We start from the raw sequence: 26,056 nt of genomic DNA, 5'->3' as shown, positions 1-26,056 counted from the left end.
ACGCCACGAGACTGCCATGAACGATACGCTGGTAGAAGAAATCAAAGCCTTGTCCTGCGGCTTTGCTCACGTGCAAAACGTGTTCCCGGACTGCTTTGCTTATGCGCAGAAGCGTCTCACGCCGGCCGCACAGACTGCGTATATCGATGGCGCACGCAGCTTATGCAAAATGGGCCGTGGCGAAGAGCCGGTGCTGGCGTTCCTGGAAGAAATACCGGACGTCGCCGTATTGCTGGGCGAGGATGTCATCGCCGATGTCATCGCCTTTGTCCAGAAACTGACCCGTACCCCCAGCAGCAAAGCAATAACGCCGTTTCTGCAAAGTCTGGCTGCAGCAGCCCGTGCGCTGGAAAGCCGTGCATTGCTCAATGAGTATTTCCATCTGACATGGCAAACCATGGAGCGCACCAGCCCCAAGGTGCATGGCATCGACTCGATGTATCCCAGCGCTTGCCTCATCGAATTCCTCAAGACCGCGCCGTTTCTGTTCGGCACCTTATCGTTCGGCGGCCTGCGCAACTGGGTGGACTACGGCGTCAAAGCCTACGCCAGCGACCCCGACCGCCAGCGCAAATATTTCCTGCTGCAAACGGCCGATAGCCGTGCCGTGATGCAACGCGAGCGGCACGGTACCTTGTTCACCGACAGCGAACGACAACTGGATCTGTACTTGCGCGGCCTGTGGCAGACCGCTGCCAATTTCGTCCCCTATTCCCTGGCGTTCGACGAGATCCGCAAACCGGTACCGTATTTCGATGCGCTCGGCGTGCATCTGCCGGACGTCTACGATGACATGCCCGGCGTGCGTGGCGTGGACCGCTATCGCGCCCTGCTGGCACACATCAGCGCTCACCGGCAATGGACCACACCGGTAATCGCCGACAACCTGAGTCCGTTCCAGCGCATGGCGGTCGAAGTATTCGAAGATTCCCGCGTCGAATACCTTGCGATGCTACGCTATCCGGGCTTGCGCAAGCTATGGGCTGCAATTCACCCGACACCCAAAGAAGGCGCATGTCCGCAAGGCCATTCGTGCATACGCCATCGCCTGTACATGCTGTCGCGCGCATTGCTTGACCCGCAGCACGGATACACCAATGCCGACCTGCTCGATTTCGTCGCCCGCTTTCACGCTGAAATGGCGGCTGGCACCAGCAGTACTGCCAATATGGTCACACTTGGTGTACAGTACATCGCCAAAACCCGTATTGGCAGCGATCTTGGTGCCAAAATTTATTTCGAAGATACGGTAGTCGATTACCGCGACGACAACCGGCTGATGTGGAAATTCATCGAAGAAGGCGACGAGGAAGAATTCGATGTCCAGCCGAAGAAAGCCCCGCCCGCAGAAGAAACCGAACACCGCCTGCCGCCGCGACTGTACCCGGAATGGGATTACGGCGCTGAGCATTACCGTCCGGACTGGGCCAGCGTCTACGAACATCTGCACCCGATGGGCGACGCCAGCGGCATCGACAGGATTCTGGCCAAACACAGCGTCCTGGCCAAACAACTGAAAAAGATCATCGATCTGCTCAAACCGCAGAACAAAGTGCGCATACGCTATCAGGAAGAAGGCGCCGAACTGGATCTGGATGTCGCCATCCGCTCCCTGATCGATTACAAGAGCGGCGCCGTACCCGACCCGCGCATCAACATGAGCCATCGCCATGATGGCCGCAGCATAGCGGTCTCGTTACTGCTCGACTTGTCGGCCTCGCTGGCCGATGTCCCCGAAGGCTGCCAGCAGAGCAAACTGGAACTGAGCCAGGAAGCGGTAACCCTGCTGGGCTGGGCCATCGAACAGATGGGCGACAAATTCGCGATCAGCGGCTTCCATTCCAATACCCGCCATGAAGTGCGCTACTTGCATATCAAAGGCTATTCCGAACACTGGGATGCGCCGGTCAAGGCGCGACTCGCAGGCATGCAGGCCGGCTACTCGACGCGCATGGGCGCAGCCATCCGTCATGCCGGGCATTACCTCGCCCATCAGCAGGCCGATAAGAAACTGCTGCTGATATTGACCGATGGCGAGCCCGCCGATATCGACAGCAAGGACCCGCGCTTATTGATCGAAGATGCCAGAATCGCCGTACGCGAACTGGATCAGGACGGCATCTACACCTACTGCATCACGCTCGACCCCAAAGCCGGCGACTATGTCGGCGATATATTCGGCAAGCATTACACCGTCATCGACCACATCGCACGCTTACCCGAGCAATTGCCAAAGCTGTTCATGGCGTTAACGAAATAAAGGCCAACAGATTTAGGACAACACACCCAACCTTACACAACGCTTACATATAACATATTGTTTAAACTGACAATTTGTCAGAATTAAGTAACTCAAAATTCATTTATGCCTTAGGGTTAATGATTAGAATAGCGGCACTGCAATACATATTGCGGCCAATTAATTTTAATTATTCGAGGTAAAAATGCAGTCAACCAACCGCTTTATCAAGACACTCAGCGCTACAGCCGTAGCACTTAGCCTCGGCCTCGGTGCCGCCTATGCCAACGCCACGGAAATCACCGGCGCAGGCAGCACATGGGTATACCCCCTGTTAAGCAAGTGGAGCCAGCCCTACGAACAAGCTACCGGTATCAAAATGAACTATCAGGCTATCGGTTCCGGTGGCGGTATCAAGCAAATCAAGGCCGGCACCGTGAATTTCGGCGCCAGCGATATGCCACTCAAGCCAAAAGACCTGCAAGACAATCACCTGATCCAGTTCCCGACCGCCATTGCCGGTGAAGACATGATCGTCAATCTGCCTGGTGTCAAACCGGGCCAACTAATCCTGACTGGTCCGGTTATCGCCAAGATCTATCTGGGCGAAATCACCAAATGGAATGATCCGGCTATCACCAGCCTGAACAAAGGCCTGAAACTGCCTGACATGGCTATCACCCCGGTGCATCGCGCTGATGGTTCAGGCACCACTTTCACCTTCGCCAGCTACCTGGCCAAAGTCGACCCGACCTGGGAAAAGAAAATCGGCGTAGACACCGCTGTCAACTGGGTTAACGGCATCGGCGGCAAAGGCAATGACGGCGTAGCAGCTCTCGTCAAACAAGTCGCTGGCTCCATCGGCTACGTTGAATATGCCTACATCCTGGAAAGCAAACTGAATTATGTACGCATGTACAACCAGGCAGGCAAGCTGGTAAGCCCAAGCCTGAAAGGCTTCCAGGCTGCTGCTGCCAACGTCGATTTCACCAAGGCTGAAGACTTCTACGTCATCCTCACCAACCAGCCTGGCGCTGACAGCTGGCCTATCTCCGGCTGCACATGGGAAATCCTGAAAAAGGACGCACCCAAGGCAAATAATGAAGAAGTAGTCAAATTCTTCACCTGGGGCTTCGAACACGGCCAGGAACTGGCAAAATCCATTGCCTTCGGCCCGCTTCCAGACACCACTGTCAAAACTATCAAAACCTACTGGCATAGCCAATTGGGTATTTAAGCAACTGCAAGTGTAACACCGCAGTACTAAACACCACCTGCCGTATCAGGTGGTGTTTTTTTTATGCCGCACACGCACAGCCTTGCATACTTGTGGTCCGCGTCTTGCAGATTTAGGTATAAAATATCCCATTATCAATTGCCTGCAATGATGCCACACCATGAAAAAACAAATCCAGCATTTCAACCATTCCGCCCTGTCGCTGATCGAACACATCGGCCTGCTGGTGATCGCTATTGCCACCGTATTCGCGATGAGCAGCGAAGTCATCAACATGCTGAACAGCAAAGCTGTAATGCTGACCGATTTGCTGTTGTTATTCCTGTATCTCGAAGTGGTCGCCATGATTCAGCGCTACTACACATCAGGCAAACTGCCGGTACGCTTCCCGCTCTATATCGGCATCGTCGCCCTTGCCCGCTATCTGATACTGGACATGAAAGCGATGGACGAATGGCGCATGATCGCCGTCACCAGCTCCATCTTGTTGCTGGCATTGGCGATTTTACTAATACGCTACGGGCATGTGCGCTTCCCTTATTTAAGTGACGAATCTGCGCCTGGCATGGATAAATCGGAAACTACCCACTGAACGAGACTCGCCGTGACTAACGGCTGTTCAACTGACATCGGCAACCCAGCTATACATCGGATATATCGAAGTCGCGGCGAGAATAGTGACAGGAACGCCCCGGAGCCAACACCACCCTCTTACCAATAGCTCCTCGACCCTTTTAGAATGCACAAGCATGGACTTCACCTAGTCATTTCTTTCATACGCATAGGTATCGTCAAAACCATCCAGCACATTTTTTCCGGTCAGTATCAAAACCAAAACCGGAGGAATTACAATCAGCGACCCCGCAATAAGCAACAGTAGCAGATGCCGCTTGATAAAATCTTTAACGTCAATCCTGTATTGTTCGGCCACATTCGCCTTTTTGCTTACCCTGCCCAATCTTTTACAACACGTTTGACCATATTGTCTGATAAGACGCGGGCTGGTATTTACCATCACATTTACGATGGCCTCCCTGCCGACTGGAAACACAACCAACCATATGATTCCACATGAAAAAATAAAATACAGCAATACGCCAAAATAGAACACGTAAATAGTCCGTTAACACTTCATGACATGAATGCGCAGCGTTTATTGAAGGCAGACAAAACTACTACAGACAAAATCCGTAATATCTTATCCTAAAAATCCGAGATTGTCTTGCTAAGAATGTAACAAAGATTAAAAATGCAAAAAGGGGTTAGCCGTTAAGCTAACCCCTTCTGTATTTTTGGTGCCCTCTGTCTGACTCGAACAGACCACCTACGGTTTACAAAACCGTTGCTCTACCGGATGAGCTAAGAGGGCATAGTTCACCATTATGCCATTTTTGAATTAAATGGTCAAAAAGAAAACTCGAAGTTTGGTTGATGAACCCAATGAATGCATTCTACTAACTACTTTACTATCTGTAGCTTCGGCTTACCTGCAGGTGCAGTTGGAGGCGGATTATCATCATCGGATATCGGCGATTTTACTGGTGATGGGTTTTCTGCCGGCATCGCGGTCGACACCTCGAATCCCAAACCTTCGCCATTTTCACGCGCAAAAATACCGGCCACAGCTGCAATCGGTATTTCAAGCTGTCGTGAAACACCATTAAATCGCGCAGAAAACTGTATCCAGTCGTTATCCATCAGCATGCCGTGTGTTGCGCTGGGCGACAGATTAAGGACAATGCCGCCATCCTTGACATATTCTGGAGGAACGCGGGTATGACTATCCACCACTACCGATAAATAGGGTGTATAGCCGTTATCCATACACCATTCGTAAATCGCACGTATCAGGTAGGGTTTGGTGGATTTGTCTGGCATGGTCTACTTGCGCATCGCTTTTTCATTAGGCGTTAAGGCATCGATAAATGCCGGCCGGCTAAACAGACGCTCCGCATATTTCAACAGATTCACTGCCTGCTTGGGGAGCTGTATATCATAATGTTCCAACCGCCATAGCAATGGGGCGATAGCCACATCCAGCATTGAAAACTCGTCATTGAGCATGAATTTCTGCTTGGCAAAAATCGGCGCAATTTGGGTCAGATTGTCACGCACCATGATCCGGGCTTTATCAGCCGCACTCTTGCTGCCGTGCTCTATCGCATTAACATGGCTAAACAGATCTTGCTCGAATGTAAACAGGAACAAGCGCGCGCGAGCGCGCATAACGGGGTCCGCGGGCATCAATTGCGGGTGCGGGAAGCGCTCATCAATATATTCATTGATGATATTGGCCTCATAAAGCACCAAATCGCGTTCGACCAGAACCGGCACGCGATTGTATGGATTCATTAACGCGAGATCTTCGGGCTTATTTTGCAAGTCCACATCGATCACTTCAAAATCCATGCCTTTTTCAAACAGGACGATACGGCAGCGTTGGCTGTATGGGCAAGTATTGCCAGAATACAACGTCATCATAATGATTACCCTAAAATAACATGGCCGACGGGTACCCGTCGGCCGTAAAAAATCACACTAATCAGTTCTTGCCAAGAATGAACCGTTTAATGGATATCTTTCCAATACTCTTGTTTTAAGTAATAGGCCAATATGAAGAACAAGCCCAGGAACAACAATACCAGGATACCCACTTCCATACGCTGGATTTTAGCAGGTTCGCCCATCCAGGTTAAGTAGTTCACCAAGTCACCCACCGCTGCGTTGTATTCCGCAGGGGTCATTGAACCCGGCTTGACCAGCTCCAACTCAGGCTTCGCATGTGCATCATGCTCAGCGTTTGCGGGCTCCTTAAAAATCTGCTCGCCTTGCAATCCGTACAATACGAATGGCATACCTACTTTTTCAAACACCGTATTGTTCCAGCCGGTTGGCCGAGTATCGTCACGGTAGAAGCTGCGCAAGTAGGTATAAAGCCAGTCCGGACTACGTGAACGGGAAATCACCGACAGATCAGGCGGCACCGCGCCAAACCACAGTTTGGCATCGGCTTGACTCATGCTGATACTCATCGTGTTACCGACTTTGTCAGTTGCGAACATCAAATTATTTTTAATTTGATCTGCGGTCAGACCGACATCTTCCAAACGCTTGTAACGCATCGCGTTTGCACTATGGCAGCTCAGGCAATAGTTGGTAAAAAGCTTCGCCCCACGTTGAATCGAAGCGTAATCCTCTAAATTAACCGGAGCTTTGTCAAGATGCACATGCTCTGACGCAAATGCTGTCAGTGGTGCAAATAACAACGCAAGTAGAAATTTCTTCATTATTCAGGAATCCTTTCTGGCACTGGTTTGGTCTTATCGATTTTGGTATACCACGGCATGAATATAAAGAAGCTGAAATAGATCACGCTGAATATACGAGCCATCATGGTAAATGCTGGTGTCGGTGCTTGCGTACCCAGATAACCCAGGCCCACAAAGCTGATGACGAACAGTGTCAAAATGGATTTATACAGGGTGCCGCGATAACGAATCGATTTAACCTTGGAACGATCCAGCCATGGCAGGAAGAACATGATCATCACGCCAGCACCCATACCTACCACACCCAGGAATTTATCAGGCACGGCACGCAGAATCGCATAGAACGGAGTGAAGTACCATAATGGCACGATATGCTCAGGCGTCTTGAATGGGTTTGCAGGGATAAAATTATCCGGCTCGAGGAACCAGCCACCCATTTCAGGTGCGAAGAACACAATCGCGCTAAACACCATCAGGAATACGATCACGCCCATGATGTCTTTCACCGAGTAATACGGATGGAAAGGGATACCATCCAATGGGATGTGCGTAACAGGATCTTTATGCTTCTTGATCTCGATGCCTTCGGGATTGTTGGAACCGACTTCATGCAATGCAATGATGTGCGCAGCAACCAGCCCAACCAGAACCAGCGGCAATGCAATCACGTGGAATGCGAAAAAACGGTTCAAGGTAGCATCGGACACAACGAAGTCGCCACGAATCCACAATGACAAGGCGTCACCGACTACCGGAATCGCGCCAAACAGGGAAATAATCACCTGGGCACCCCAGAACGACATTTGGCCCCATGGCAGCAAATAACCCATGAAAGCTTCAGCCATCAGTGCCAGGTAAATCATCATACCGAACACCCAGATCAATTCACGCGGTTTGCGATACGAGCCATACATCAAGCCGCGGAACATGTGCAAGTACACAACCACAAAGAACATGGAAGCACCAGTCGAGTGCATGTAACGTATCAGCCAGCCCCATTCCACATCATTCATGATGTATTCAACCGATGCAAAAGCGAGCGCTGCATCAGGTTTGTAGTTCATGGTCAGGAAAATACCGGTAACGATTTGAATCACTAACACCAAAAGAGCGAGCGAACCAAAGAAATACCAGAAATTAAAGTTTTTTGGTGCATAGTATTCAGATAAATGCGCTTTCCAGTTTGATGTCAAAGGGAAGCGGTCATCAATCCAACCCACCAATTTTTGCATTGCACTCATTGATTAAGCTCCTTTCGCGTCTTCACCAACCAAAATACGCGTAGCAGTCAGGTATTTATGGGGTGGGACTTGCATATTCAGGGGGGCTGGCACACCTTTATAAACACGTGCAGCCAAGTCGTAACGGGAACCGTGGCATGGGCAGAACCAGCCACCATCCCAATCCGGACCTAAATCTTGAGGAGCCAACTCTGGGCGGAATGTAGGTGAGCAACCTAAGTGGGTACAGATACCAACTACTACCAGATATGCTGGTTTAATAGAACGGTTCTCGTTCTGGCAGTAAGGGGGTTGTTGCGGCTGCTCGGATTTCGGATCCAATACTTTGCTATCGTTCTTTGGCAATGTTGCGAGCATTTCCTTGGTACGATTTACGATCCACACCGGCTTACCTTGCCATTCGATGGCAAGCAACATGCCGGATTCAACCTTGCTGATATCCACTTCGACTGGTGCGCCAGCTGCTTTTGCACGTTCGCTAGGTAACATGCTCATCACAAAAGGCGTCAACACAGCCACTCCTGCCACGCCACCCATTGCTGTGGTAGCAGCGACAAGAAAGCGGCGTTTGCTGCGATCCACTTGCTGATTACTCATAATTCATCCCTATTTAGGTTACGCAAACTTAAAAACTCTTCTATTTTACCCAAATTTTGGGCAAAACATAAACCCCCATTTTCATATTATTTACTGACTCACGACTGACGAAGACTCACATCGATCATATCCTGTATAATTTGTCACAATAAATATTATTTTTATCGAGCCAAAGATGCGTAAATTCTGGTTATTATTTTCTCAAAGCGCCACTATCGCGCTCGGTATATTGCTGGTGATTACCGTCTTCAAACCAGAATGGCGTATCTGGCATAATGCATCGGCTCCCAGCGGCAACCCCGGCGCCATCGCTGCTGCACCCAACTCTTATCGCTATGCTGCCGGCAAGGCGATACCCTCCGTTGTCAATGTATTCACCAGCAAAGCCGTACACACGCTCGCGCCCCCTCTCTCCAACAGCCCCTTATTCAACCCCTTCTTCGATGGGCAAGCCAAATCCCGCACGCAGCGCGTCAGCAATCTGGGTTCAGGGGTCATCGTCAGCACAAACGGTTATATTCTGACCAATCACCATGTGGTCGAATCTGCCGATGAAATCCAGGTCGCGTTACATGATGGCCGCACCTTGCTAGCCAAGGTTGTGGGTACCGACCCTGAGACAGACCTGGCCGTCCTCAAGATTGACGCTTCCAATTTACCCGCCATCACTTTTAGCCAATCGGACAAGGCAAGTATTGGCGATGTGGTGCTGGCCATTGGCGATCCATTCGGCGTAGGGCAAACGGTTACCATGGGCATCATCAGCGCATTGGGACGCTCGCATTTGGGCATCAATACCTTCGAGGACTTTATCCAGACTGACGCCGCCATCAATCCGGGAAACTCAGGCGGTCCATTGGTGGATACCAACGGCAATCTGGTCGGCATCAATAGCGCCATCTATTCGCGCACCGGCGGTTCCCAGGGGATAGGTTTTGCGATTCCGGCGAATCTGGTTTCCAAGGTCATGGACCAGATCATTGCGCACGGCGAGGTCATTCGCGGCTGGATGGGAATCGAAGTTCAGGATCTGACACCAGAACTGGCGGAGTCTTTCAAACTGAAAAACGGCAACGGCGCGTTGATTGCGGGAATACTGCGTGGCGGCCCGGCGGATCGCGCCCACATCCATCCCGGCGACGTGCTCCTCAGCGTAGACAACCAGGTCATTACTGATTCTGCGGCCCTGCTCAATCAGATTGCCGCATTGAAACCGGGCCAGAATACGACTATTACTCTGCTGCATCGTGACAAGATACTGACTACCACGGTAAAAATAGCTCGTCGCCCCAAACTGGAAATCAATACGGAAGCTCAGCCCTGAAGGCGGGTTTTCCGTCCCTCCTTACAAATAATTGCGCCATTCCTGGTCTTCCGAATCAAATAGCCGGTTGGCTTCCAGCGGTCCCCAAATGCCCGCCGGATAGGTGTGAATAAAATCGCGTTCCTGAGCCCAGCTTTTTAATATCGGATCCACTACGCGCCACGCCCATTCGACCTCGTCAAAACGGATGAACAGGGTACGGTCGCCGTCAATCACGTCCAGCAACAAGGTCTCATAGGCGTCCAGTTGCGCTTCGCCTTCCTGCCGATAACCGGCATCGAGCGATACCACCCGCGTATCCATATCCAGACCAGGCTGCTTGACGTGCACCTCCATGTGCATGCTTTCTTCGGGCTGGATGGATAGCACGATCCAGTTGGGCGAAATGATTTCCTGCGGGGTGGTACGAAACAATTGCTGCGGCGGATGCCGGAAACGAATCGCCACCATGGACTTGGCTTCCGCCAGCCGCTTGCCGGTGCGCAAATAGAATGGCACGCCGCGCCAGCGCCAGTTATCAATATAGAATTTGGCCGCAATATATGTCTCGGTCATGGAGTTGGGTTCAACTCCGGGTTCCATCTGATAAGCGGGCACAACGACACCGTCCGAGGTGCCTTGCACATACTGGGCGCGGAATGCGTGCGCATGTACCGAACGCTTGTTGATGGGACGTATCGAGCGCAACACCTTGACCTTTTCATCGCGCAACGCATCCGCTTCCAGTACCGGAGGCGGCTCCATCGCCACCACCGTCAACAATTGCATCAGGTGGTTTTGCAGCATATCCCGCAACGCACCGGCCTTATCGTAGTAATCGGCGCGGTTTTCTATCCCCATGGTTTCCGCCACTGTGATCTGCACATGATCTATGAAATTACGGTTCCACAAGGGCTCCACCAGCGTATTGGCAAACCGGAACACCAGCAGATTCTGGACGGTATCCTTGCCGAGATAATGATCGATACGGAATATCTGCTGTTCGTCAAAATGCTGGTGCAGCAGCTTGTTTAACGCCTGTGCCGATTCGATATCCTCGCCGAATGGCTTTTCCACGACGACACGATGCAGACCGCGAGGCTGCGACAATCCCGATTGGTCGAGATTTTTGATCACACCGGAAAAATCCGTCGGCTTGACGGCCAGATAAAACACCACATTCGAGCACACGCCCATTTTCGGCTTGCTTAACTCCTCCTTCAGCCGCTGATAGGCCTGCACATCCTGCAACTCGCCACGCACATAGCTGAAACGGGCAATAAACTGGTCGCACATATCATCATCACACTTATCCTGCAGCTTTTCCTTAAGCAAGGTTTTAACATGATCGCCCCATGCCGCATTATCCCAATCACGCCGTCCGAAAGCGATGAAATTCATGCTCTCGGGCAAGCGCTTGGCAGCTTCGAGGCGATAGAGTGCTGGGATGAGTTTCTTCGTCGCCAGATTCCCGGTCGCACCAAAAATCACGAAATTACAAGGAAAGCCCAATTTGTCGCTCATACCCCCTCCTTGACGCCATGTCCGCCGAATCCTTTGCGCATCATCGCCAGCAACTTGTCGGTGTATTCATGCTTACCCTGGCTGGCAAAACGCATCATCAATGCCAGTGTCATCACCGGCGCGGGGGTACCTTGCTCAACGGATTCCAGCACCGTCCAGCGCCCTTCGCCTGAATCGGCGACAAATGGTGCGATTCCCTCTAGTGTCTGATCGGTTTGCAAAAATTCGGCAGTCAAATCCAGCAGCCAAGAACGCACCACGCTGCCATGCCGCCACATCTCGCTCACTGCAGCCAAATCGATGCCGAACTCCTGCTTGCCCTTGAGCAGGGACAACCCTTCCGCCAGCGCCTGCATCATGCCGTATTCGATGCCATTGTGCACCATTTTGACGAAATGCCCGCTGCCTACCGGCCCGCAGTGCAGCCATCCAGTATCCGGTCCAGGCGCGAGCATCCTGATGAAAGGAATCACATGAGCCACGGTATCCGCTTCTCCGCCTATCATCAATGCATAGCCGTTCGCCAGCCCCCATATCCCGCCGGATACGCCTGCATCCATGAAACGCAAGCCATATTCCTTCAGCTCGACCGCATGGCGCTGACTATCCTTGTAAAACGCATTCGCGCCATCCACAACGATATCCCCCGGCGCCAACAAACCCGCGAGCTGTTGCAAGGCCATTTCCGTCGCATCACCGGCCGGCAACATCAGCCATATGATACGCGGGCTGGCCATCTGCGCCACCATGCTGCTCAAACTGTCGTAGGCCGAGATATTGGCTTCGGCTTGTGCCAATTGTTCAGCGACTTCGTGACTGCGGTTCCACACCAGAACGTTTGCCCCGCCACGCGCCAGTCTCCGCGCCATATTCGCGCCCATCTTACCCAGGCCCAACAAACCGATTTGCATTTATCGTCTCCTCGTAATTAGATCTCAACGAGAAACAGCATACACCAATCCCACCTCGCCTATCACCCTAATCGGGCATTAGCGCAAGTTAACCGTGACGCTTGATTGGACCTGATTTAATCAGCCAAATTGCATATTCAACACAAAAAAGCGATTGCATCAGGAGGCGTCTCAACGGGCTGAGGCGCAAATAAAACAGGCATCCCCATTGCTGCGGGATGCCTGTCGAGAACTAAAACCGGATTTTTTATTGAACCGGGGGCGCCGTATTGCTGAATGATACCCGCTCATTGAGCCTGGACATCAGGTGCGCCAGATTGGGGTGCGCTTCACGCCATTGAATATGCGGAAAACGCAACTCCAGATATCCCAAGGCACAGCCTACTGCAATGTCGGCCAGGCTGTAGTTATCCCCCATGCACCAGGGATGATCGCCCAAATCGCTGGCGATTGTCTCCAAGGCACGAAATATCTTTTGCTCCTGACGTAACATCCACTCAGCGTTTTGCTGCGACTCAGGCCGTTTCTTCTCCAGGAAAATCGTCGCCGCAGCTTCGCACACTCCGTCGGCCAGAGCCTCCCAGCGCTTGGCGACAATATGGCTGCGCGCGTCTTTTGGCAGCACGTTATGTACCGGTGCAGCATGATCCAGATACTCGACAATGACCCGGGAGTCGTACAAGGGCGTGCCGTCTTCCAGCAATAGAACGGGGATTTTGCCCAACGGGTTATATTCCGGCACATGCGTATCTGCATCCCACGGGATATCGATTTGCAATTCGCATTCGATATGTTTTTCCGCCAGGACGATACGCACCTTGCGGGCGAAAGGACTAGTCAAGGATGCGATCAGTTTCATTTTTTACTCAATCATTCAAGTGCGACACGATAAATTGCTTCACTGCATCAACATCAGCATCCATTACGGTATAACGTTGCGGCAAATCTTCCATATTTGCCATGCTTGCCGGACGCTCAGGTGCCCGTCCCAGCGCCTCGTGGATCGCGTCTTCGAACTTGGCTGGCAGTGCTGTTTCCAATACTATCATCGGCACGCCCGGCTCGAAATACTCCAGGCCAACTTTTAATCCGTCAGCGGTATGGGTATCAATCATGACACCGTATTTTTCCCAGGTATCACGGATGGTTTCCATGCGATTAGCGTGGTTGCTCGACCCGGATACCATGCCATAATCCGCCACGCGGGCAAATACGCCATCGGCATTCAGATCGAAGCTGCCACCCTGGTCCACCGCTGACCACAACGCCCGTAGCTGCGCACCGTCTCGACCGATCAGATCAGCCGCAAAACGCTCGAAGTTGGATGCCTTGGAAATATCCATGGACGGGCTGCTGGTGTGATAAGTGTGCGCCGAAACCCTGGGGCGATACACGCCGGTTTTGAAAAACTCGTCCAGCACATCGTTTTCATTGGTCGCCACGATCAGATGCCTGATCGGCAAACCCATCATGCGGGCGATATGCCCGGCACATACATTGCCGAAGTTACCCGACGGCACAGCAAAACTGACTTGCTGGTCATTGCTGTGCGTCGCTGCGAAATAGCCTTTGAAGTAATACACCACCTGAGCGGCGACGCGGCCCCAGTTGATGGAATTGACTGCACCGATCTTGTATTTGGCTTTAAAAGCATGGTCATTCGACACCGCCTTGACGATGTCCTGGCAATCGTCGAACACGCCATTGATCGCGATGTTATGAATATTGCGATCTTGCAGCGAGAACATCTGCGCCGTCTGGAAGCGGCTCATTTTATTATGCGGCGACAGCATGAACACCTGGATACCGCGTTTCCCGCGCATCGCATATTCCGCTGCGGAACCGGTGTCGCCCGAGGTAGCGCCGAGTATATTCAGGTCCTGCCCTGCACGCTCCAGCACGTACTCGAACAAATTCCCCAGCAGCTGCATGGCCATGTCCTTGAATGCCAGGGTCGGGCCATTCGACAGGCACAGCAGATGCAGCCCGGGCTCCAGCATATGCAGCGGCGTTATATCTGCCGCCGTCTCATCGCTGCGGGCATTGCAGTACACTTCCGGGGTGTAGGTTTTATCGATGATGGCACGCAGGTCTGCCGCAGGTATGTCATCGGCGAAACGCGACAGTACCGCGAACGCCAATTCACGATAATCCATCCCGCGCATCGCCTCAAGCTGCTCTGCACTGAACTGCGGATAGGTTTCCGGCAAATACAGGCCGCCGTCAGGCGCCAAACCGCCGAGCAGAATCTCCGTGAACGTTTGCGCGGGAGAGTCGCCGCGGGTACTGATATAACGCATGACCATAGCTTTAGCCTTTAGTGAATCACTTATTCAATTCTTCCAGACGAATGCGCGCGATCTTGCCGGAAATGGCAGGCAACGCTTCGATTTTTGCCATCGCCGCATTCACATTTTTCTCCACGCTCTGATGCGTAAGAATAATAATGTCGACCTGTTCCTGGCCTTCCTGGGGCTCTTTTTGCATCATCGCATCAATGGAAATATCCAGATCCGCCAGAATGCGAGTCACATCCGCCAACACGCCGGGTTTGTCAAACGCGCGCAAGCGCAAATAATACGAGGTGCGCACCTCATCCATCGCCAGTATCGGCTCATCCGACAAGGTGTCCGGCTGGAATGCGAGATGCGGTACGCGGCTATGCGGATCGGCCGTATGCATGCGCGTCACATCGACCAGATCGGCCACCACCGACGATGCGGTAGGTTCTGCGCCCGCGCCTGCGCCGTAATACATGGTGACGCCCACCGCATCGCCCTTGACCAGGATCGCATTCATGGCACCATCCACATTGGCAATCAGCCGCCGTGCCGGAATCAATGCCGGGTGCACGCGCAGCTCTATGCCCTGTGGCGTGCGCTTGGTGATGCCCAGCAGTTTGATGCGATAACCCAGCTGTTCGGCATATCTGACATCATCGCCGGTGAGCCTGGTAATCCCCTCGATGTACGCATGATCGAACTGCATCGGGATGCCGAAGGCAATTGCCGACATGATCGTGAGTTTATGTGCGGCATCGACACCTTCCACATCAAACGTCGGATCCGCCTCGGCGTATCCCAGACGCTGCGCTTCTTTCAGCACATCGCCGAAATCGGCACCTTTATCGCGCATTTCGGTAAGAATAAAGTTCGTGGTGCCGTTGATGATGCCGGCTATCCATTCGATGCGATTGGCGGTCAAGCCTTCACGGATCGCCTTGATAATCGGGATGCCGCCAGCTACGGCAGCTTCGAATGCAACCATCACGCCTTTTCTTTGTGCTGCAGCAAATATCTCGGTGCCGTGGTTGGCGATCAGCGCCTTGTTGGCAGTCACCACATGCTTGCCGTTTTCTATCGCCATCAGGATAAGTTCTTTGGCCGGATTTTCGCCGCCTATCATCTCCACCACGATATCGATATCGGGGTTATCGACAACTTCGAACGGATTATTCGTCAATTGCATATCGGGGGCAGCAAAGGCCTGCGCTTTTTCCATGTCGCGCACCGCGGCCATGATCACCCGTATCTCGCGACCGGCACGCCGGGTGATTTCCGCCGCATTGCGCCGCAGCACTGTCAGCGTACCGCCGCCCACGGTACCCAAGCCTAACAAACCTACATTCATTGGTTTCATATTATGTTTTCCACTTAATCTACATAGCTACCGTGCAACTTGCGATACCGTTCCAGATACCGGGCTATCCGTCCTATCGCTTCCCGCAGCTCATCCTCATGCGGCAAGATCACCACACGAAAATGATCGGGTTGCGGCCAGTTAAATCCGGTCCCCTGCACGATAAGCACACGCTCTTCTTCCAGCAAATCGAGAATGAATTTCTGATCGTTTTCGATCGGGTACATTTTCGGATCCAGGCGCGGAAACATGTACAGCGCTGCTTGCGGCTTGACACAGCTCACACCGGGAATGGCCGTCAGCAATTCCCAGGCCAGATTACGCTGACGAGTCAGCCGCCCTTCCGGCGCTACCAGATCAACTATGCTCTGGTAGCCGCCCAGCGCGGTCTGGATCGCATATTGCCCGGGCACATTGGAACACAGACGCATCGACGCCAGCATGTTCAGACCCTCGATGTAATCGAGCGCATGGCGCTTATCGCCGGAAATCACCATCCATCCGGCGCGATAGCCGCAGGCCCGGTAATTCTTGGACAGGCCATTCAAGGTCACGCACAACACATCGTCCGTCATCGAAGCGATAGACACGTGCTCGTGTGCGTCATACAGCACCTTGTCGTAAATCTCGTCTGCGTAGACGATGAGCTGGTATTGCCGCGCAATGGCCAGTATCCCTTCCAGTATTTCCGGCGTATACAGCGCACCGGTCGGATTATTGGGGTTGATGATGACGATGGCCCGTGTATTCGGCGTGATCTTGGCGCGGATATCGTCCAGATCAGGCATCCAGTCAGCATTCTCGTCGCACAGATAATGCCGCGGCGTCCCGCCCGCCAGCGTGACGGCTGCCGTCCATAACGGATAATCCGGCGCTGGTACCAAAACCTCGTCCCCGCTGTTGAGCAAAGCCTGCATCGCCAGCACAATCAGTTCGGAGGCGCCATTGCCGATGATGATATCGTCGATCTGCACACCGGCAATACCCTTGCTCTGGGTGTAATGCATGATTGCCTTGCGCGCCGCAAACAGACCTTTGGAATCGGTGTATCCCGATGCATTGGGTAGATTCACGATCACGTCCTGCACGATTTCTTCCGGCGCTTCGAAACCGAACGGCGCAGGATTGCCGATGTTGAGTTTGATGATGCGCTGTCCTTCGTCTTCCATTTGCTTGGCACGCGCCAGCACCGGACCGCGAATGTCGTAGCAAACATTATCCAATTTGGTCGATTTTTTAACTGGTCGCAACATTTGCGCCTCTTTCGTCATCACGAATATTTATCCTAAAACTCGAGCCCGATTGACAAGCTTGGTCGTCAAGGTGCCAAAATGTATAATCTTACTCGACTGTACGCTCATGCCGCAATTGGAGACTGTTTTGAAATTTCATCTGACCCAGCCCGAAGGACTCAATTTATTCACCGGATATGGCGATGATTATGTCATCATCAATGGCGAACGCTACATCCAGTCAAGCCTGTTGGTTACCCCCGATGCCATTCTGCAGGATTGGCAAGTCAGCAACTTTAGTACATTACAGACCCGGCATTTCGAAGCGTTCATCGCCCAGCAACCGGAGATCGCGTTGCTGGGCACCGGCAAGCGCCTGCAATTCCCTCACCCCCGGCTTTCCGCAGCGCTGACTAACGCAGGCGTAGGACTCGAAGTCATGGATACCAAGGCCGCCTGCCGTACCTACAACATTCTGGTTGCGGAAGGCCGCCGCGTGGTAGTCGGCATCATCCTGGATTGCCCGGAATCTGCCGGCGTTTAAACCGGCATTACCTCACCAAAGCGCCCGACCGCAGCGAACCCGGCGACATCCTGTGCCGGAGCCTGACTATCAGGCTGATGGATACTGCGCAAATAGCGGATACCGTATTCCTGCGCATTGCGCAAAACCGCCAGGCTGTCATCGAACAAGACCGTACGTTGCGCATGAAATGGCACGAGCATCTGCAATGCTTCCCAGAAACCCGGCTGTTCCTTTGCCAAGCCCAATTGATGTGAAGTGACCATCAGATCAAAATTCGACGTCAATGCCGTACGCTGCATCTTCAGCGTCAGACTATCCGGATGGGCATTGGTCACCAGCACGATATGTTTACCCGCCTGCCGCAGCGCGGCCAAAAATACATCAACCTCATGGCGTACCGCGATCAGGTGCTGTACCTCGCGTTTAAGCGCGACGATATCCATATCCAGTGCCTGCCGCCAGAAATCCAGGCAATACCATTGCAGACTGCCTTGATGCAATGCGAACAATTGCGTTAAATACGTCGTTGCTTCTGTTAACGGCACGCCGTTTTGCCGGGCATAACATGCAGGCAGATGCTGGCGCCAGAAATAATTATCGAAATGCAGATCCAGCAACGTGCCGTCCATATCCAGCAGCACCGTGTCGATTTCCTGCCAATCCAATACCGGCGTCATAGCAGGGCGTCTTTATCCATACCCAGCCGCCGCAAAAATTTGCGCAACAATTGCAGCGCTTCAGTCTGGATCTGGCGTACCCGTTCGCGGCTGATATTGAGATCGTTAGCGAGCTGTTCCAATGTTTGCACTTCCTGGTCATTGAGCCCGAAACGGCGTTCTATCACCCAGCGCTGTTTATCGCTAAGCTGACTCAGCCATTCGGTGATAAAACTCAACGTCTCTGCCTGAGCCAGCATATGTTCAGGCAGCTCGCCATGTTCATCGACCAGGGTCTCGCCCATGGTCAAATCGGCATCCATATCCAGCGGCGCATCCAGCGACAGCAGCCTGTCGTTCAGGCGCAACATCTGTTGCACTTCCTCAACCGGCACCCCGACCAGATGTGCAATGTCTTCATCACTCGCTTCGCTCACCCCGTGCTGCATCAAATGGTGGCGTGCCCGCAGAATGACATTGATCGCCTTGACGATATGCACCGGCAAACGGATGGTGCGGGATTGATTCATGATGGCGCGCTCGATTGATTGGCGTATCCACCATGTCGCATAAGTTGAAAACCGGAACCCGCGCGAAGGGTCGAATTTTTCCAGCGCATGCATCAGGCCCAGGTTGCCTTCTTCAATCAAATCCAGCAAAGACATGCCACGATGACTATAATGTTTGGCAATATTCACCACCAGACGCAAATTGCAAACGATCATTTTTTGTCGCGAAGCGAAATTTCCCTGCACGACCTGTTCGGTCAGGAGGCGTTCTTCATCGGCACTCAATAATGCGTTATGGCCGATATCATGCAGATACATCTGCGTCACGTCGGCTTGCAAATCATCCAGCAACAGGGATTCGACCAATTCCACATCGGGAAGTATCTCTTCAGCCGCAACGGGCGATTCATCTGCGTCATTTCCGTCCATATCAGTCATTTTGTAACCTCAGGAAGATATTTCAGTGGGTCAACGGGTTTGCCCATTTGCCGAACTTCAAAATGCAACTCGACCCGATCCGCATCACTATCGCCCATTTCGGCAATTTTCTGTCCGCGGCTGATCGCCTGTCCCTCTTTTACCAAAATCTGCTGATTGTGTGCATAGGCAGATAAATATATCGCGTTGTGCTTGATGATGACCAATTTACCATATCCGCGCAGTCCGGAACCACTATATACAACTTTTCCTGCAGCAGCAGCATAGACAGGCTGGCCGCGACTACCGCCGATGTCGATTCCCTTGCTGGATTTTGCCTCGCTGAATTCGGTAATAACCGGTCCGTTAGCCGGCCACGACCAGTCCAGCGCAGCATCATCGGCCTCCTTACCTGCGGAATCTCTGGCTGCGGCAGGAGCAGGTTTGTCGGTGTTGCCAGCCGGTTTCACCGCTGCATCAGCAGGTACCGGCGCCTGTACAGAATTGGATTTTAACGCAACCGGTTTGTCTGCAATGCGGGAGAGCTGGGTTAAAGCGGCTTGGGAATAAGGCAGTTTGATTGCTTGCGGCTGGCTGATATTAACCGACTCGGTAATCGCCTGCGTCGCAATCACCGGCGGTTTAAGCGCTACTGCCTGAACTTTGCTTTCCGCCGGCTTTGTACCCGCATCTGGTGCGGTCAGGCGCAGAGTCTGCCCCACCAGTATTCGATTGATATCTTCAAGACCATTCCAGGTTGCCAGATCACGGTAATCCAGTCCATACTCCAACGCAATGCTGTATAAGGTTTCGCCTTTTTGCACGGTATGGGTCGATGGACGCCAATCGCGGACTTTACCGGAGGTCGGGGAGGTATTACGTTTTACTGCGGCTGTTCTGGTACCGGTCATATCAACGACGGGAGCAACATGAGTGGTGCTGCAGCCAGCCAACGTCAAACCAGCAAATACCCACCACCAACGTTTCATCAAGCCACTCCCGGTAGTAACGGCACGAAATGCACCATCTCCAATACGCTTTCCTGATATGTGTCCGCACGCCGTTCTATCAGCATCATTTGCTGGCTGTCGCCCACCCCTCGCGGCAACACCATGCGTCCGCCATCCGCCAGCTGTGCCAGCAATGCCGGCGGCGGCTCAGGTGCAGCCGCCGCCAGAATAATACCATCGAATGGCGCGACATCACTCAGCCCGACATTACCATCGCCATGTTTCAGTTTGATATTGGCGATACGCAATTCGCGTATCGTGCGGCGCGCTTGCCCGAGCAGAGTCGCAATCCGTTCGATCGAATAGACTTCGCGTGCCAGTTTGGATAGCACTGCCGCCTGATAGCCGCATCCGCCGCCGACCTCCAGTACACGCTGCATATCCTTGCCATTACGCAGGATTTCGACCATGCGGGCAACACTATAGGGATGCGAGATCGTCTGTCCGAAACCGATCGGCAACGCCGTATCTTCGTATGCCCGTATCGCCAGCGCTTCACTGACAAACAGATGCCGGGGCACCAGCGACATCGCAGCCAGCACAGTCATATCCCTGATGCCCTGCTCGCGTAAACGTTCGATCATGCGCGAGCGCGTACGCTCCGAAGTCATGCCTATACCGCGGTGCTTAAGCAGACTCATGACGCCAGCCATCCCTGTATTAAATCCAGTTGCTGATAATGCGTCAGATCTATCTGCAATGGCGTAACGGAAACACACCGTTGCGCAATTGCATCGAAGTCCGTACCTTCGCCAGCATCTTGCGCCGCGCCTGCCGCACCGACCCAATACACCGTCTGTCCGCGCGGATTTGTGGATTTGAGCACGGGTTCGGCTTTATGACGCCGGCCTAACCGGGTCACGCGGGTACCCTGCAGCTCTTCGTACGCCACATCCGGCACATTCACATTGAGCAGCACTGGCGCCTTCATCGCTTTGGACATCATGCGTTCAACGAGTTCCAGCACCACGCGCGCGGCCGCAGGATAATTGCCGCCAGCAAAACTGGCCAGAGACACCGCGATTGAGGGCACGCCCAGCAGGAAACCTTCCGTAGCCGCCGCTACGGTTCCGGAATACACGGTATCGTCCCCCATGTTGGCGCCATGATTGATACCGGAAATCACCATATCCGGCAGGTGATCCAGCATGCCCGTCACCGCCAAATGCACGCAGTCGGTCGGCGTGCCGTTGACATAATAAAAACCGGATGCGGCCTGACGCAGCATTAATGGGCGATCCAAAGTCAGGGAGTTACTGGCGCCGCTACGATCGCGTTCTGGTGCGACTACGGTAATTTCTGCAATACTGGATAAGGTTTCGGCTAGAACAGCCAGACCGGGGGCAAAATATCCGTCATCGTTGCTCAATAGAATGCGCATATAAAGATGATCGTTATTCCCGTTAATAATTATTCTGAATCAGACCAGAGCAGTTGTTTGGTCGGGGCGAGAGGATTTGAACCTCCGACCACATGCACCCCATGCATGTACGCTACCAGGCTGCGCTACGCCCCGAAGCCGGGAATTATAGCAGAAGCATTGCGCCAGCCAAAGCACAAAAGCTATATTTTAAGCACCTGGATAATTTCGCTGATCTCTTGACGCAAAGCGGCATAATCGACAGGCGCAGGTGCGGCTTCGACCTGTTCTACGATGATGGAAACGCCACCGCTCTCCTCCAGGCGATGACGCGCGCCGCTGATCGTGAAACCTTGCTCGTATAGTAGTTCCCGTATGCGACGTATCAGCAATACTTCATGATGCTGATAATAACGGCGGTTACCACGGCGTTTTACCGGCTTGAGCTGAGAAAATTCCTGTTCCCAGTAACGCAATACGTGCGGTTTGACCGCACATAACTCGCCAACTTCACCTATGGTGAAGTAGCGCTTAGCCGGAATCGGCGGCAGCTCGCTAGTTGGCTGGTGATCCGCCATACGTCACTTCGACTAGCGTCTTGAGTTTATTGCTCGGATGAAAAGTCACCACCCGACGTGCGCTAATGGGCATATCTTCCCCTGTCTTAGGGTTGCGTCCAGGACGCTGCGGCTTATCGCGCAACTGAAAATTACCAAATCCTGATAGTTTCACTATATCACCCGCTTCCAGCGCGGTGCGAATTTCGTCAAAAAACGCTTCCACCATATCTTTGGCTTCTCGTTTATTCAGACCGACTTCTTCAAATAATAAGTCAGCCAATTCTGCTTTGGTCAGGGTCATCACTACCTCAGGAACGCAATTGCGCGTTAAATTTTTGTTGTAATAACTCGGTCAGCTGCGACATTGCCGCATCGACCTCACTATCTGTAAATGTCTTTTGATTGTCTTGCATCAGCACGCGGAAAGCAAGACTTTTTTTATCAGAATCAATACCTTTGCCACGATATACGTCAAACAGCGCGATCTCGACCACACCTGCTATTCTAGCAGATTGCATGGCATCAAGTAAGGTTTGCGCTGCCATTTCCTGCTGAACGATCACCGCCAGATCGCGACGCACCGGCGGAAATCGGGAAATCTCTCCATGCACCGGCAAATTCTGCCGCAGCAAAGGCGCTACCGACAGCTCAAACAGCACCGGTGCCGACGCCAAATCCCATTGCTGCATCAACGCCGGATGCAATGCGCCAAGCCAGCCGATATTAATTCCGTCGATCTGCACGGCAGCACATTGTCCCGGATGCATTGCAGGATGCGCAGCTGCTACGAATTGCGGAACTTGCGGCCAACACAAGGCCTCCACATCCGCCTTGACGTCGTAATAATCGACCGCACGAGCCGATACGCCCCATTGCTCCGGCATCGCATCGCCGAATGCCAGTCCGCCGATACGCAGCGGCTGGTCATAGCCATGATCTGCCGCCAAGAAACAACATCCGATCTCGACAATGCGCACACGGGTTTGACGGCGATTGAGATTGGTTTTCAACACGTTGATCAAACCGCCCAGCAAGGTGGAGCGCATGACGCTCATCTGGCTGGCTATGGGATTCTTCAGGGCAACCGGTTGCAGCCCCGGCGCAAAAGCCGCTTCCCATGCCGCATCGACGAAGCTGTAAGTGATCACTTCCTGATAATCACGCGCAACCAGAATATCGCGCAGGCGATCAACCGGACGCTGTCGTTCCGGACTCGGCAGCATGACCAAATCGGCCACAGGCGCAATAGCAGGGATATTGTCGTATCCGTACAGACGCGCCAGCTCTTCAACCAGATCGGCTTCTATGGTCAAATCAAACCGGTAACTGGGCGGCGTCACTCGAAACCCATCCCCATCCTCGACAAATGCAAATTCTAAACGCTGCAACCATTTAGCTACCTCTGCAGGACTGAACTCGATTCCCAATATCTTGCTGGCGCGTGCCGGGCGCAGGCGTATCGCCGGCCGTTCGGGCAACTTATGCACCACTTCGGTCATAGCACTCGCGTTGCCACCGCAAATTTCGATGATCAGCTGCACTGCCCGCGATAAAGCATGTTGCGTTGCGGCAAAATCCACGCCGCGCTCAAAACGGTGCGAAGCATCGGTGGTCAAACCCAAACGCCGTGCACGGCCAGCGATATAATCGGGATGAAAAAATGCCGACTCGAGGAATATGCTGGTAGTGTCCGCGCCCACTGCGCTCGCTGCACCACCCATAATACCGGCCAGCGCCTGCACACCGGCCTGATCGCCGATCACCAGCATATCGCTATCCAGCTTGACCGGCTGCTCGTTAAGCAGGACCAGCGACTCGCCGGCATTTGCCATCCGCACTTCTATCGCGCCGGACAGTTTGGCCAGATCAAATGCATGCAGCGGTTGTCCGGTTTCCAGCATGACGTAATTGGTAATATCCACGATTGCGCCCAGACTGCGTACACCGCTCCGCGCCAGGCGTTCTATCATCCATTCCGGCGTCACCGCCTTCGGATCCAAATTACTTAACACCTGGCCGCAATAACGCGGACAAGCCTCGGTAGCCGCCACCCGGATTTCGGGCACCGCCTGCGTCGTAACTGAAATCGCGGTTACTTCAGGCACCATCATTTCGCTGCCGGTCAGCGCGGCCACTTCGCGCGCTATCCCCATCAGACTCAGGCAATCACTACGGTTAGGGGTGAGTTTCAAGGTAAAGACATGATCGTTCAACCGCAGATATTCACGGATATCCTGCCCTACCGGCGCATCAGGCGGCAGCAACAGCAAGCCGTCGGCCTCTTCAGCCATTCCCAGCTCGCGCGCCGAACACAGCATGCCCAGCGATTCTACACCGCGCAGTTTGGCCTTTTTAATTTCGAATCCCGGCAGCTTTGCGCCCACCACCGCGCACGGCACACGCACGCCCGCACCAACATTGGCGGCGCCGCATACGATTTGCAAAGGGGTGCCGGTGCCCGCGTCGACCTCGCATACGCGCAAGCGGTCGGCATCGGGATGCGGCGCTACCGACAACACGTGACCGACCACAATGCCGCTAAAATCAGCCGCAACCGGCTCCATTGCCTCGACTTCAAGGCCTGCCATTGTCAGCAAATGCGACAAAGCCGCGCTATCCAGAGGCGGATTCACATAACTACGCAACCACAATTCAGAAAATTTCATGATTACCCAAACTAGTTAAACTGCTTCAAAAACCGCAAATCGTTGGCGAAGAACAAGCGCAAATCATCCACTCCGTAACGCAACATGGCCAGACGCTCGACGCCAAGACCGAAAGCAAAACCCAGATATTTTTCGCTATCGATGTCGACATGGCCCAGCACGTTTGGGTGCACCATGCCACAGCCGCCGATTTCCAGCCAGCCATCGCCCCAGCTCATATCCATTTCAGCAGAAGGTTCGGTAAAGGGGAAGAACGATGGCCGAAAACGCACTTTCAAATCATCACGTTCAAAGAAGCGCTGCAGGAAATCCTGCACCACGCCCTTCAAATTGGCAAAGCTCACATCTTCATCCACCCACAAACCTTCCACCTGATGGAACATGGGCGAATGCGTGGCATCCGAATCGACCCGGTACACACGGCCGGGCGCAATGATTTTAAGCGGCGGAGCATTATCCTGCATGTAATGCACTTGCACCGGGGAAGTATGGGTGCGCAGCACATGCTGCTCGTCTATGTAAAACGTATCGTGCATCGCACGGGCAGGGTGATTTTCAGGGATATTCAGCGCGGTAAAATTATAAAAATCGGTCTCGATTTCCGGCCCCTGCGCCACTTCAAATCCGATAGAACGGAATATCGCCTCAATACGCGCCAGCGCCCGCGTGACCGGATGCAAGCCGCCCATCACCACGCCACGCCCGGGCAGTGTCACATCCAGCGTCTCGGCCGCCAGTTTCAAGGCCAGCTCGGCCTCTCTGATGTCGGCCCGGCGCGCTTCCAGCGCAGCCTGAATCTGCTCTTTAGCCTGATTGATCAAACTGCCGACCGCCGGGCGCTGCTCAGCAGGCAGCTTACCCAATTGCTTCATTTGCTCGTTCATCAAGCCGGTTTTGCCCAGATAACGCGCCTTGATCTGCTCCAGCTCGGCGGCTTGCGTCACAGCAGCAAATTCAGCCTTTGCACTAGCAACAATATGCTCTAAATTTTCCATATCCATAATAGCCCTGAAGACCAAATACTGATTTATCTTAACAAGGCTTTCAAGCCAACCGGCCCACAGCCACGGGCAAATTAAAAACCTCACTTAAGATAAGTCACTCCTGACTTATGCCAAGCAAACAAAAAAGGAGGCCAGCGGCCTCCTTTTTCGCTTCCC

Annotated in this window: 26 protein-coding genes and 2 tRNA genes; 5 read left to right on the top strand and 23 right to left on the bottom strand. The window is 53.1% G+C overall.

The window, feature by feature from the left end; all coding sequences use genetic code 11:
* Positions 1 to 16 precede the first annotated feature (16 nt).
* The 3 genes from CAP31_RS03455 (at position 17) to CAP31_RS03445 (ending at position 4,068) form a co-directional block, all read left to right on the top strand.
* Entirely contained in the window at positions 17 to 2,260 is a 2,244-nt protein-coding gene (locus tag CAP31_RS03455; protein ID WP_087446257.1) for a nitric oxide reductase activation protein NorD, read from the top strand.
* A 184-nt stretch (positions 2,261 to 2,444) separates the two neighbouring features.
* The gene (pstS, locus tag CAP31_RS03450) at positions 2,445 to 3,476 is read left to right on the top strand and encodes a phosphate ABC transporter substrate-binding protein PstS (protein WP_087446256.1); all 1,032 of its coding nucleotides are present in this window, start codon (positions 2,445 to 2,447) and stop codon (positions 3,474 to 3,476) included.
* 160 nt (positions 3,477 to 3,636) lie between these two features.
* Positions 3,637 to 4,068 (top strand): phosphate-starvation-inducible protein PsiE, encoded by a 432-nt coding sequence (locus tag CAP31_RS03445; RefSeq protein WP_087446255.1) that lies wholly within the window; start codon positions 3,637 to 3,639, stop codon positions 4,066 to 4,068.
* Positions 4,069 to 4,236: 168 nt separating this feature from the next.
* On the opposite strand, the gene CAP31_RS14745 is transcribed toward CAP31_RS03445, so the two are convergent.
* The 7 genes from CAP31_RS14745 to petA all read right to left on the bottom strand — a co-directional run bounded on the left by CAP31_RS14745 (position 4,237) and on the right by petA (position 8,583).
* Positions 4,237 to 4,587, bottom strand: a complete 351-nt coding sequence (locus CAP31_RS14745) for a hypothetical protein (RefSeq protein WP_157662638.1) — start codon at positions 4,585 to 4,587, stop codon at positions 4,237 to 4,239.
* 182 nt (positions 4,588 to 4,769) lie between these two features.
* Positions 4,770 to 4,845: transfer RNA gene (locus CAP31_RS03435), tRNA-Thr, on the bottom strand.
* 89 nt (positions 4,846 to 4,934) lie between these two features.
* Positions 4,935 to 5,300 (bottom strand): ClpXP protease specificity-enhancing factor SspB, encoded by a 366-nt coding sequence (locus CAP31_RS03430; RefSeq protein ID WP_369802435.1) that lies wholly within the window; start codon positions 5,298 to 5,300, stop codon positions 4,935 to 4,937.
* A gap of 57 nt (positions 5,301 to 5,357) precedes the next feature.
* Positions 5,358 to 5,957, bottom strand: a complete 600-nt coding sequence (locus tag CAP31_RS03425) for a glutathione S-transferase N-terminal domain-containing protein (RefSeq protein ID WP_087446252.1) — start codon at positions 5,955 to 5,957, stop codon at positions 5,358 to 5,360.
* Positions 5,958 to 6,043: 86 nt separating this feature from the next.
* Positions 6,044 to 6,763, bottom strand: a complete 720-nt coding sequence (locus tag CAP31_RS03420; protein WP_087446251.1) for a cytochrome c1 — start codon at positions 6,761 to 6,763, stop codon at positions 6,044 to 6,046.
* Complete coding sequence (locus CAP31_RS03415) at positions 6,763 to 7,986, bottom strand: cytochrome bc complex cytochrome b subunit (RefSeq protein WP_087446250.1); 1,224 nt, start codon at positions 7,984 to 7,986, stop codon at positions 6,763 to 6,765. Before CAP31_RS03415 ends, CAP31_RS03420 begins: the two co-directional genes overlap by 1 nt.
* Positions 7,987 to 7,989: 3 nt before the next feature.
* Positions 7,990 to 8,583, bottom strand: a complete 594-nt coding sequence (gene petA / locus CAP31_RS03410) for a ubiquinol-cytochrome c reductase iron-sulfur subunit (protein WP_087446249.1) — start codon at positions 8,581 to 8,583, stop codon at positions 7,990 to 7,992.
* Positions 8,584 to 8,758: 175 nt separating this feature from the next.
* Between petA and CAP31_RS03405 the strand changes: the two genes are divergently transcribed.
* Positions 8,759 to 9,907: a trypsin-like peptidase domain-containing protein gene (locus CAP31_RS03405; protein WP_087446248.1), complete on the top strand. Its 1,149-nt coding sequence runs from the start codon at positions 8,759 to 8,761 to the stop codon at positions 9,905 to 9,907.
* Positions 9,908 to 9,928: 21 nt separating this feature from the next.
* On the opposite strand, the gene zwf is transcribed toward CAP31_RS03405, so the two are convergent.
* The 6 genes from zwf to CAP31_RS03375 form a co-directional block, all read right to left on the bottom strand.
* Complete coding sequence (gene zwf, locus CAP31_RS03400) at positions 9,929 to 11,410, bottom strand: glucose-6-phosphate dehydrogenase (RefSeq protein ID WP_087446247.1); 1,482 nt, start codon at positions 11,408 to 11,410, stop codon at positions 9,929 to 9,931.
* Complete coding sequence (gene gnd / locus CAP31_RS03395) at positions 11,407 to 12,321, bottom strand: phosphogluconate dehydrogenase (NAD(+)-dependent, decarboxylating) (protein ID WP_087446246.1); 915 nt, start codon at positions 12,319 to 12,321, stop codon at positions 11,407 to 11,409. Before gnd ends, zwf begins: the two co-directional genes overlap by 4 nt.
* Before the next feature lie 247 nt (positions 12,322 to 12,568).
* A complete protein-coding gene (locus tag CAP31_RS03390; RefSeq protein WP_087446245.1) occupies positions 12,569 to 13,180 on the bottom strand; it encodes a glutathione S-transferase in 612 nt (203 codons plus the stop codon).
* 7 nt (positions 13,181 to 13,187) lie between these two features.
* The gene (gene thrC / locus CAP31_RS03385) at positions 13,188 to 14,621 is read right to left on the bottom strand and encodes a threonine synthase (protein WP_087448239.1); all 1,434 of its coding nucleotides are present in this window, start codon (positions 14,619 to 14,621) and stop codon (positions 13,188 to 13,190) included.
* Between the two features lie 25 nt (positions 14,622 to 14,646).
* Positions 14,647 to 15,960 carry a homoserine dehydrogenase gene (locus CAP31_RS03380; RefSeq protein ID WP_087446244.1) on the bottom strand — a complete coding sequence of 438 codons (1,314 nt, stop codon included), beginning with the start codon at positions 15,958 to 15,960 and terminating at the stop codon, positions 14,647 to 14,649.
* Between the two features lie 14 nt (positions 15,961 to 15,974).
* A complete protein-coding gene (locus tag CAP31_RS03375; RefSeq protein ID WP_304442138.1) occupies positions 15,975 to 17,213 on the bottom strand; it encodes a pyridoxal phosphate-dependent aminotransferase in 1,239 nt (412 codons plus the stop codon).
* Positions 17,214 to 17,340: 127 nt separating this feature from the next.
* Between CAP31_RS03375 and CAP31_RS03370 the strand changes: the two genes are divergently transcribed.
* On the top strand, positions 17,341 to 17,736 hold the full coding sequence (locus CAP31_RS03370; RefSeq protein ID WP_189836634.1) for an Mth938-like domain-containing protein: 396 nt from the start codon (positions 17,341 to 17,343) through the stop codon (positions 17,734 to 17,736).
* Here the strand turns inward: CAP31_RS03370 and yrfG are convergent.
* From yrfG to pheS, 10 genes are all read right to left on the bottom strand, one after another.
* Positions 17,733 to 18,395: a GMP/IMP nucleotidase gene (yrfG, locus tag CAP31_RS03365; protein ID WP_087446241.1), complete on the bottom strand. Its 663-nt coding sequence runs from the start codon at positions 18,393 to 18,395 to the stop codon at positions 17,733 to 17,735. The two genes, CAP31_RS03370 and yrfG, sit on opposite strands and share 4 nt — an antisense overlap.
* A complete protein-coding gene (gene rpoS, locus CAP31_RS03360; RefSeq protein WP_087446240.1) occupies positions 18,392 to 19,321 on the bottom strand; it encodes an RNA polymerase sigma factor RpoS in 930 nt (309 codons plus the stop codon). The genes yrfG and rpoS overlap by 4 nt, the downstream gene beginning before the upstream one ends.
* Positions 19,318 to 20,289, bottom strand: coding sequence for a peptidoglycan DD-metalloendopeptidase family protein (locus tag CAP31_RS03355; RefSeq protein WP_087446239.1), 972 nt, complete (start codon positions 20,287 to 20,289; stop codon positions 19,318 to 19,320). Before CAP31_RS03355 ends, rpoS begins: the two co-directional genes overlap by 4 nt.
* The gene (locus CAP31_RS03350) at positions 20,289 to 20,951 is read right to left on the bottom strand and encodes a protein-L-isoaspartate(D-aspartate) O-methyltransferase (protein WP_223247349.1); all 663 of its coding nucleotides are present in this window, start codon (positions 20,949 to 20,951) and stop codon (positions 20,289 to 20,291) included. The genes CAP31_RS03355 and CAP31_RS03350 overlap by 1 nt, the downstream gene beginning before the upstream one ends.
* A complete protein-coding gene (surE, locus tag CAP31_RS03345) occupies positions 20,948 to 21,691 on the bottom strand; it encodes a 5'/3'-nucleotidase SurE (RefSeq protein WP_087446237.1) in 744 nt (247 codons plus the stop codon). Before surE ends, CAP31_RS03350 begins: the two co-directional genes overlap by 4 nt.
* A 58-nt stretch (positions 21,692 to 21,749) precedes the next feature.
* Positions 21,750 to 21,826: transfer RNA gene (locus CAP31_RS03340), tRNA-Pro, on the bottom strand.
* A gap of 47 nt (positions 21,827 to 21,873) precedes the next feature.
* Positions 21,874 to 22,248, bottom strand: coding sequence for a MerR family transcriptional regulator (locus CAP31_RS03335; protein ID WP_087446236.1), 375 nt, complete (start codon positions 22,246 to 22,248; stop codon positions 21,874 to 21,876).
* Entirely contained in the window at positions 22,226 to 22,531 is a 306-nt protein-coding gene (locus tag CAP31_RS03330; RefSeq protein WP_087446235.1) for an integration host factor subunit alpha, read from the bottom strand. The genes CAP31_RS03335 and CAP31_RS03330 overlap by 23 nt, the downstream gene beginning before the upstream one ends.
* A 7-nt stretch (positions 22,532 to 22,538) precedes the next feature.
* A complete protein-coding gene (pheT, locus tag CAP31_RS03325; RefSeq protein WP_087446234.1) occupies positions 22,539 to 24,896 on the bottom strand; it encodes a phenylalanine--tRNA ligase subunit beta in 2,358 nt (785 codons plus the stop codon).
* An 11-nt stretch (positions 24,897 to 24,907) separates the two neighbouring features.
* Positions 24,908 to 25,891: a phenylalanine--tRNA ligase subunit alpha gene (pheS, locus tag CAP31_RS03320; protein WP_087448238.1), complete on the bottom strand. Its 984-nt coding sequence runs from the start codon at positions 25,889 to 25,891 to the stop codon at positions 24,908 to 24,910.
* Positions 25,892 to 26,056 lie beyond the last annotated feature (165 nt).

This window comes from Sulfuriferula sp. AH1 (assembly GCF_002162035.1).
Lineage (GTDB): Bacteria > Pseudomonadota > Gammaproteobacteria > Burkholderiales > Sulfuriferulaceae > Sulfuriferula.
Note: the sequence above shows the minus strand (reverse complement) of the source record. Positions and strands in the feature narration are given on the sequence as shown.

Coding starts and splice junctions, on each gene's coding strand:
- gnd (WP_087446246.1), bottom strand. CDS start 12,321: ATGCAAATCGGTTTGTTGGGCCTGGGTAAGATGGGCGCGAATATGGCG.
- rpoS (WP_087446240.1), bottom strand. CDS start 19,321: ATGACTGATATGGACGGAAATGACGCAGATGAATCGCCCGTTGCGGCT.
- CAP31_RS03455 (WP_087446257.1), top strand. CDS start 17: ATGAACGATACGCTGGTAGAAGAAATCAAAGCCTTGTCCTGCGGCTTT.
- CAP31_RS03390 (WP_087446245.1), bottom strand. CDS start 13,180: ATGAAACTGATCGCATCCTTGACTAGTCCTTTCGCCCGCAAGGTGCGT.
- surE (WP_087446237.1), bottom strand. CDS start 21,691: ATGCGCATTCTATTGAGCAACGATGACGGATATTTTGCCCCCGGTCTG.
- CAP31_RS03445 (WP_087446255.1), top strand. CDS start 3,637: ATGAAAAAACAAATCCAGCATTTCAACCATTCCGCCCTGTCGCTGATC.
- zwf (WP_087446247.1), bottom strand. CDS start 11,410: ATGAGCGACAAATTGGGCTTTCCTTGTAATTTCGTGATTTTTGGTGCG.
- CAP31_RS03375 (WP_304442138.1), bottom strand. CDS start 17,213: ATGTTGCGACCAGTTAAAAAATCGACCAAATTGGATAATGTTTGCTAC.
- CAP31_RS03355 (WP_087446239.1), bottom strand. CDS start 20,289: ATGAAACGTTGGTGGTGGGTATTTGCTGGTTTGACGTTGGCTGGCTGC.
- CAP31_RS03420 (WP_087446251.1), bottom strand. CDS start 6,763: ATGAAGAAATTTCTACTTGCGTTGTTATTTGCACCACTGACAGCATTT.
- pstS (WP_087446256.1), top strand. CDS start 2,445: ATGCAGTCAACCAACCGCTTTATCAAGACACTCAGCGCTACAGCCGTA.
- CAP31_RS03335 (WP_087446236.1), bottom strand. CDS start 22,248: ATGGCGGATCACCAGCCAACTAGCGAGCTGCCGCCGATTCCGGCTAAG.
- CAP31_RS03380 (WP_087446244.1), bottom strand. CDS start 15,960: ATGAAACCAATGAATGTAGGTTTGTTAGGCTTGGGTACCGTGGGCGGC.
- CAP31_RS03425 (WP_087446252.1), bottom strand. CDS start 5,957: ATGATGACGTTGTATTCTGGCAATACTTGCCCATACAGCCAACGCTGC.
- petA (WP_087446249.1), bottom strand. CDS start 8,583: ATGAGTAATCAGCAAGTGGATCGCAGCAAACGCCGCTTTCTTGTCGCT.
- CAP31_RS03405 (WP_087446248.1), top strand. CDS start 8,759: ATGCGTAAATTCTGGTTATTATTTTCTCAAAGCGCCACTATCGCGCTC.
- CAP31_RS03430 (WP_369802435.1), bottom strand. CDS start 5,300: ATGGATAACGGCTATACACCCTATTTATCGGTAGTGGTGGATAGTCAT.
- CAP31_RS03350 (WP_223247349.1), bottom strand. CDS start 20,951: ATGAGTCTGCTTAAGCACCGCGGTATAGGCATGACTTCGGAGCGTACG.
- pheS (WP_087448238.1), bottom strand. CDS start 25,891: ATGGAAAATTTAGAGCATATTGTTGCTAGTGCAAAGGCTGAATTTGCT.
- pheT (WP_087446234.1), bottom strand. CDS start 24,896: ATGAAATTTTCTGAATTGTGGTTGCGTAGTTATGTGAATCCGCCTCTG.
- yrfG (WP_087446241.1), bottom strand. CDS start 18,395: ATGACGCCGGTATTGGATTGGCAGGAAATCGACACGGTGCTGCTGGAT.
- CAP31_RS03330 (WP_087446235.1), bottom strand. CDS start 22,531: ATGACCCTGACCAAAGCAGAATTGGCTGACTTATTATTTGAAGAAGTC.
- thrC (WP_087448239.1), bottom strand. CDS start 14,621: ATGCGTTATATCAGTACCCGCGGCGACTCTCCCGCGCAAACGTTCACG.
- CAP31_RS03415 (WP_087446250.1), bottom strand. CDS start 7,986: ATGAGTGCAATGCAAAAATTGGTGGGTTGGATTGATGACCGCTTCCCT.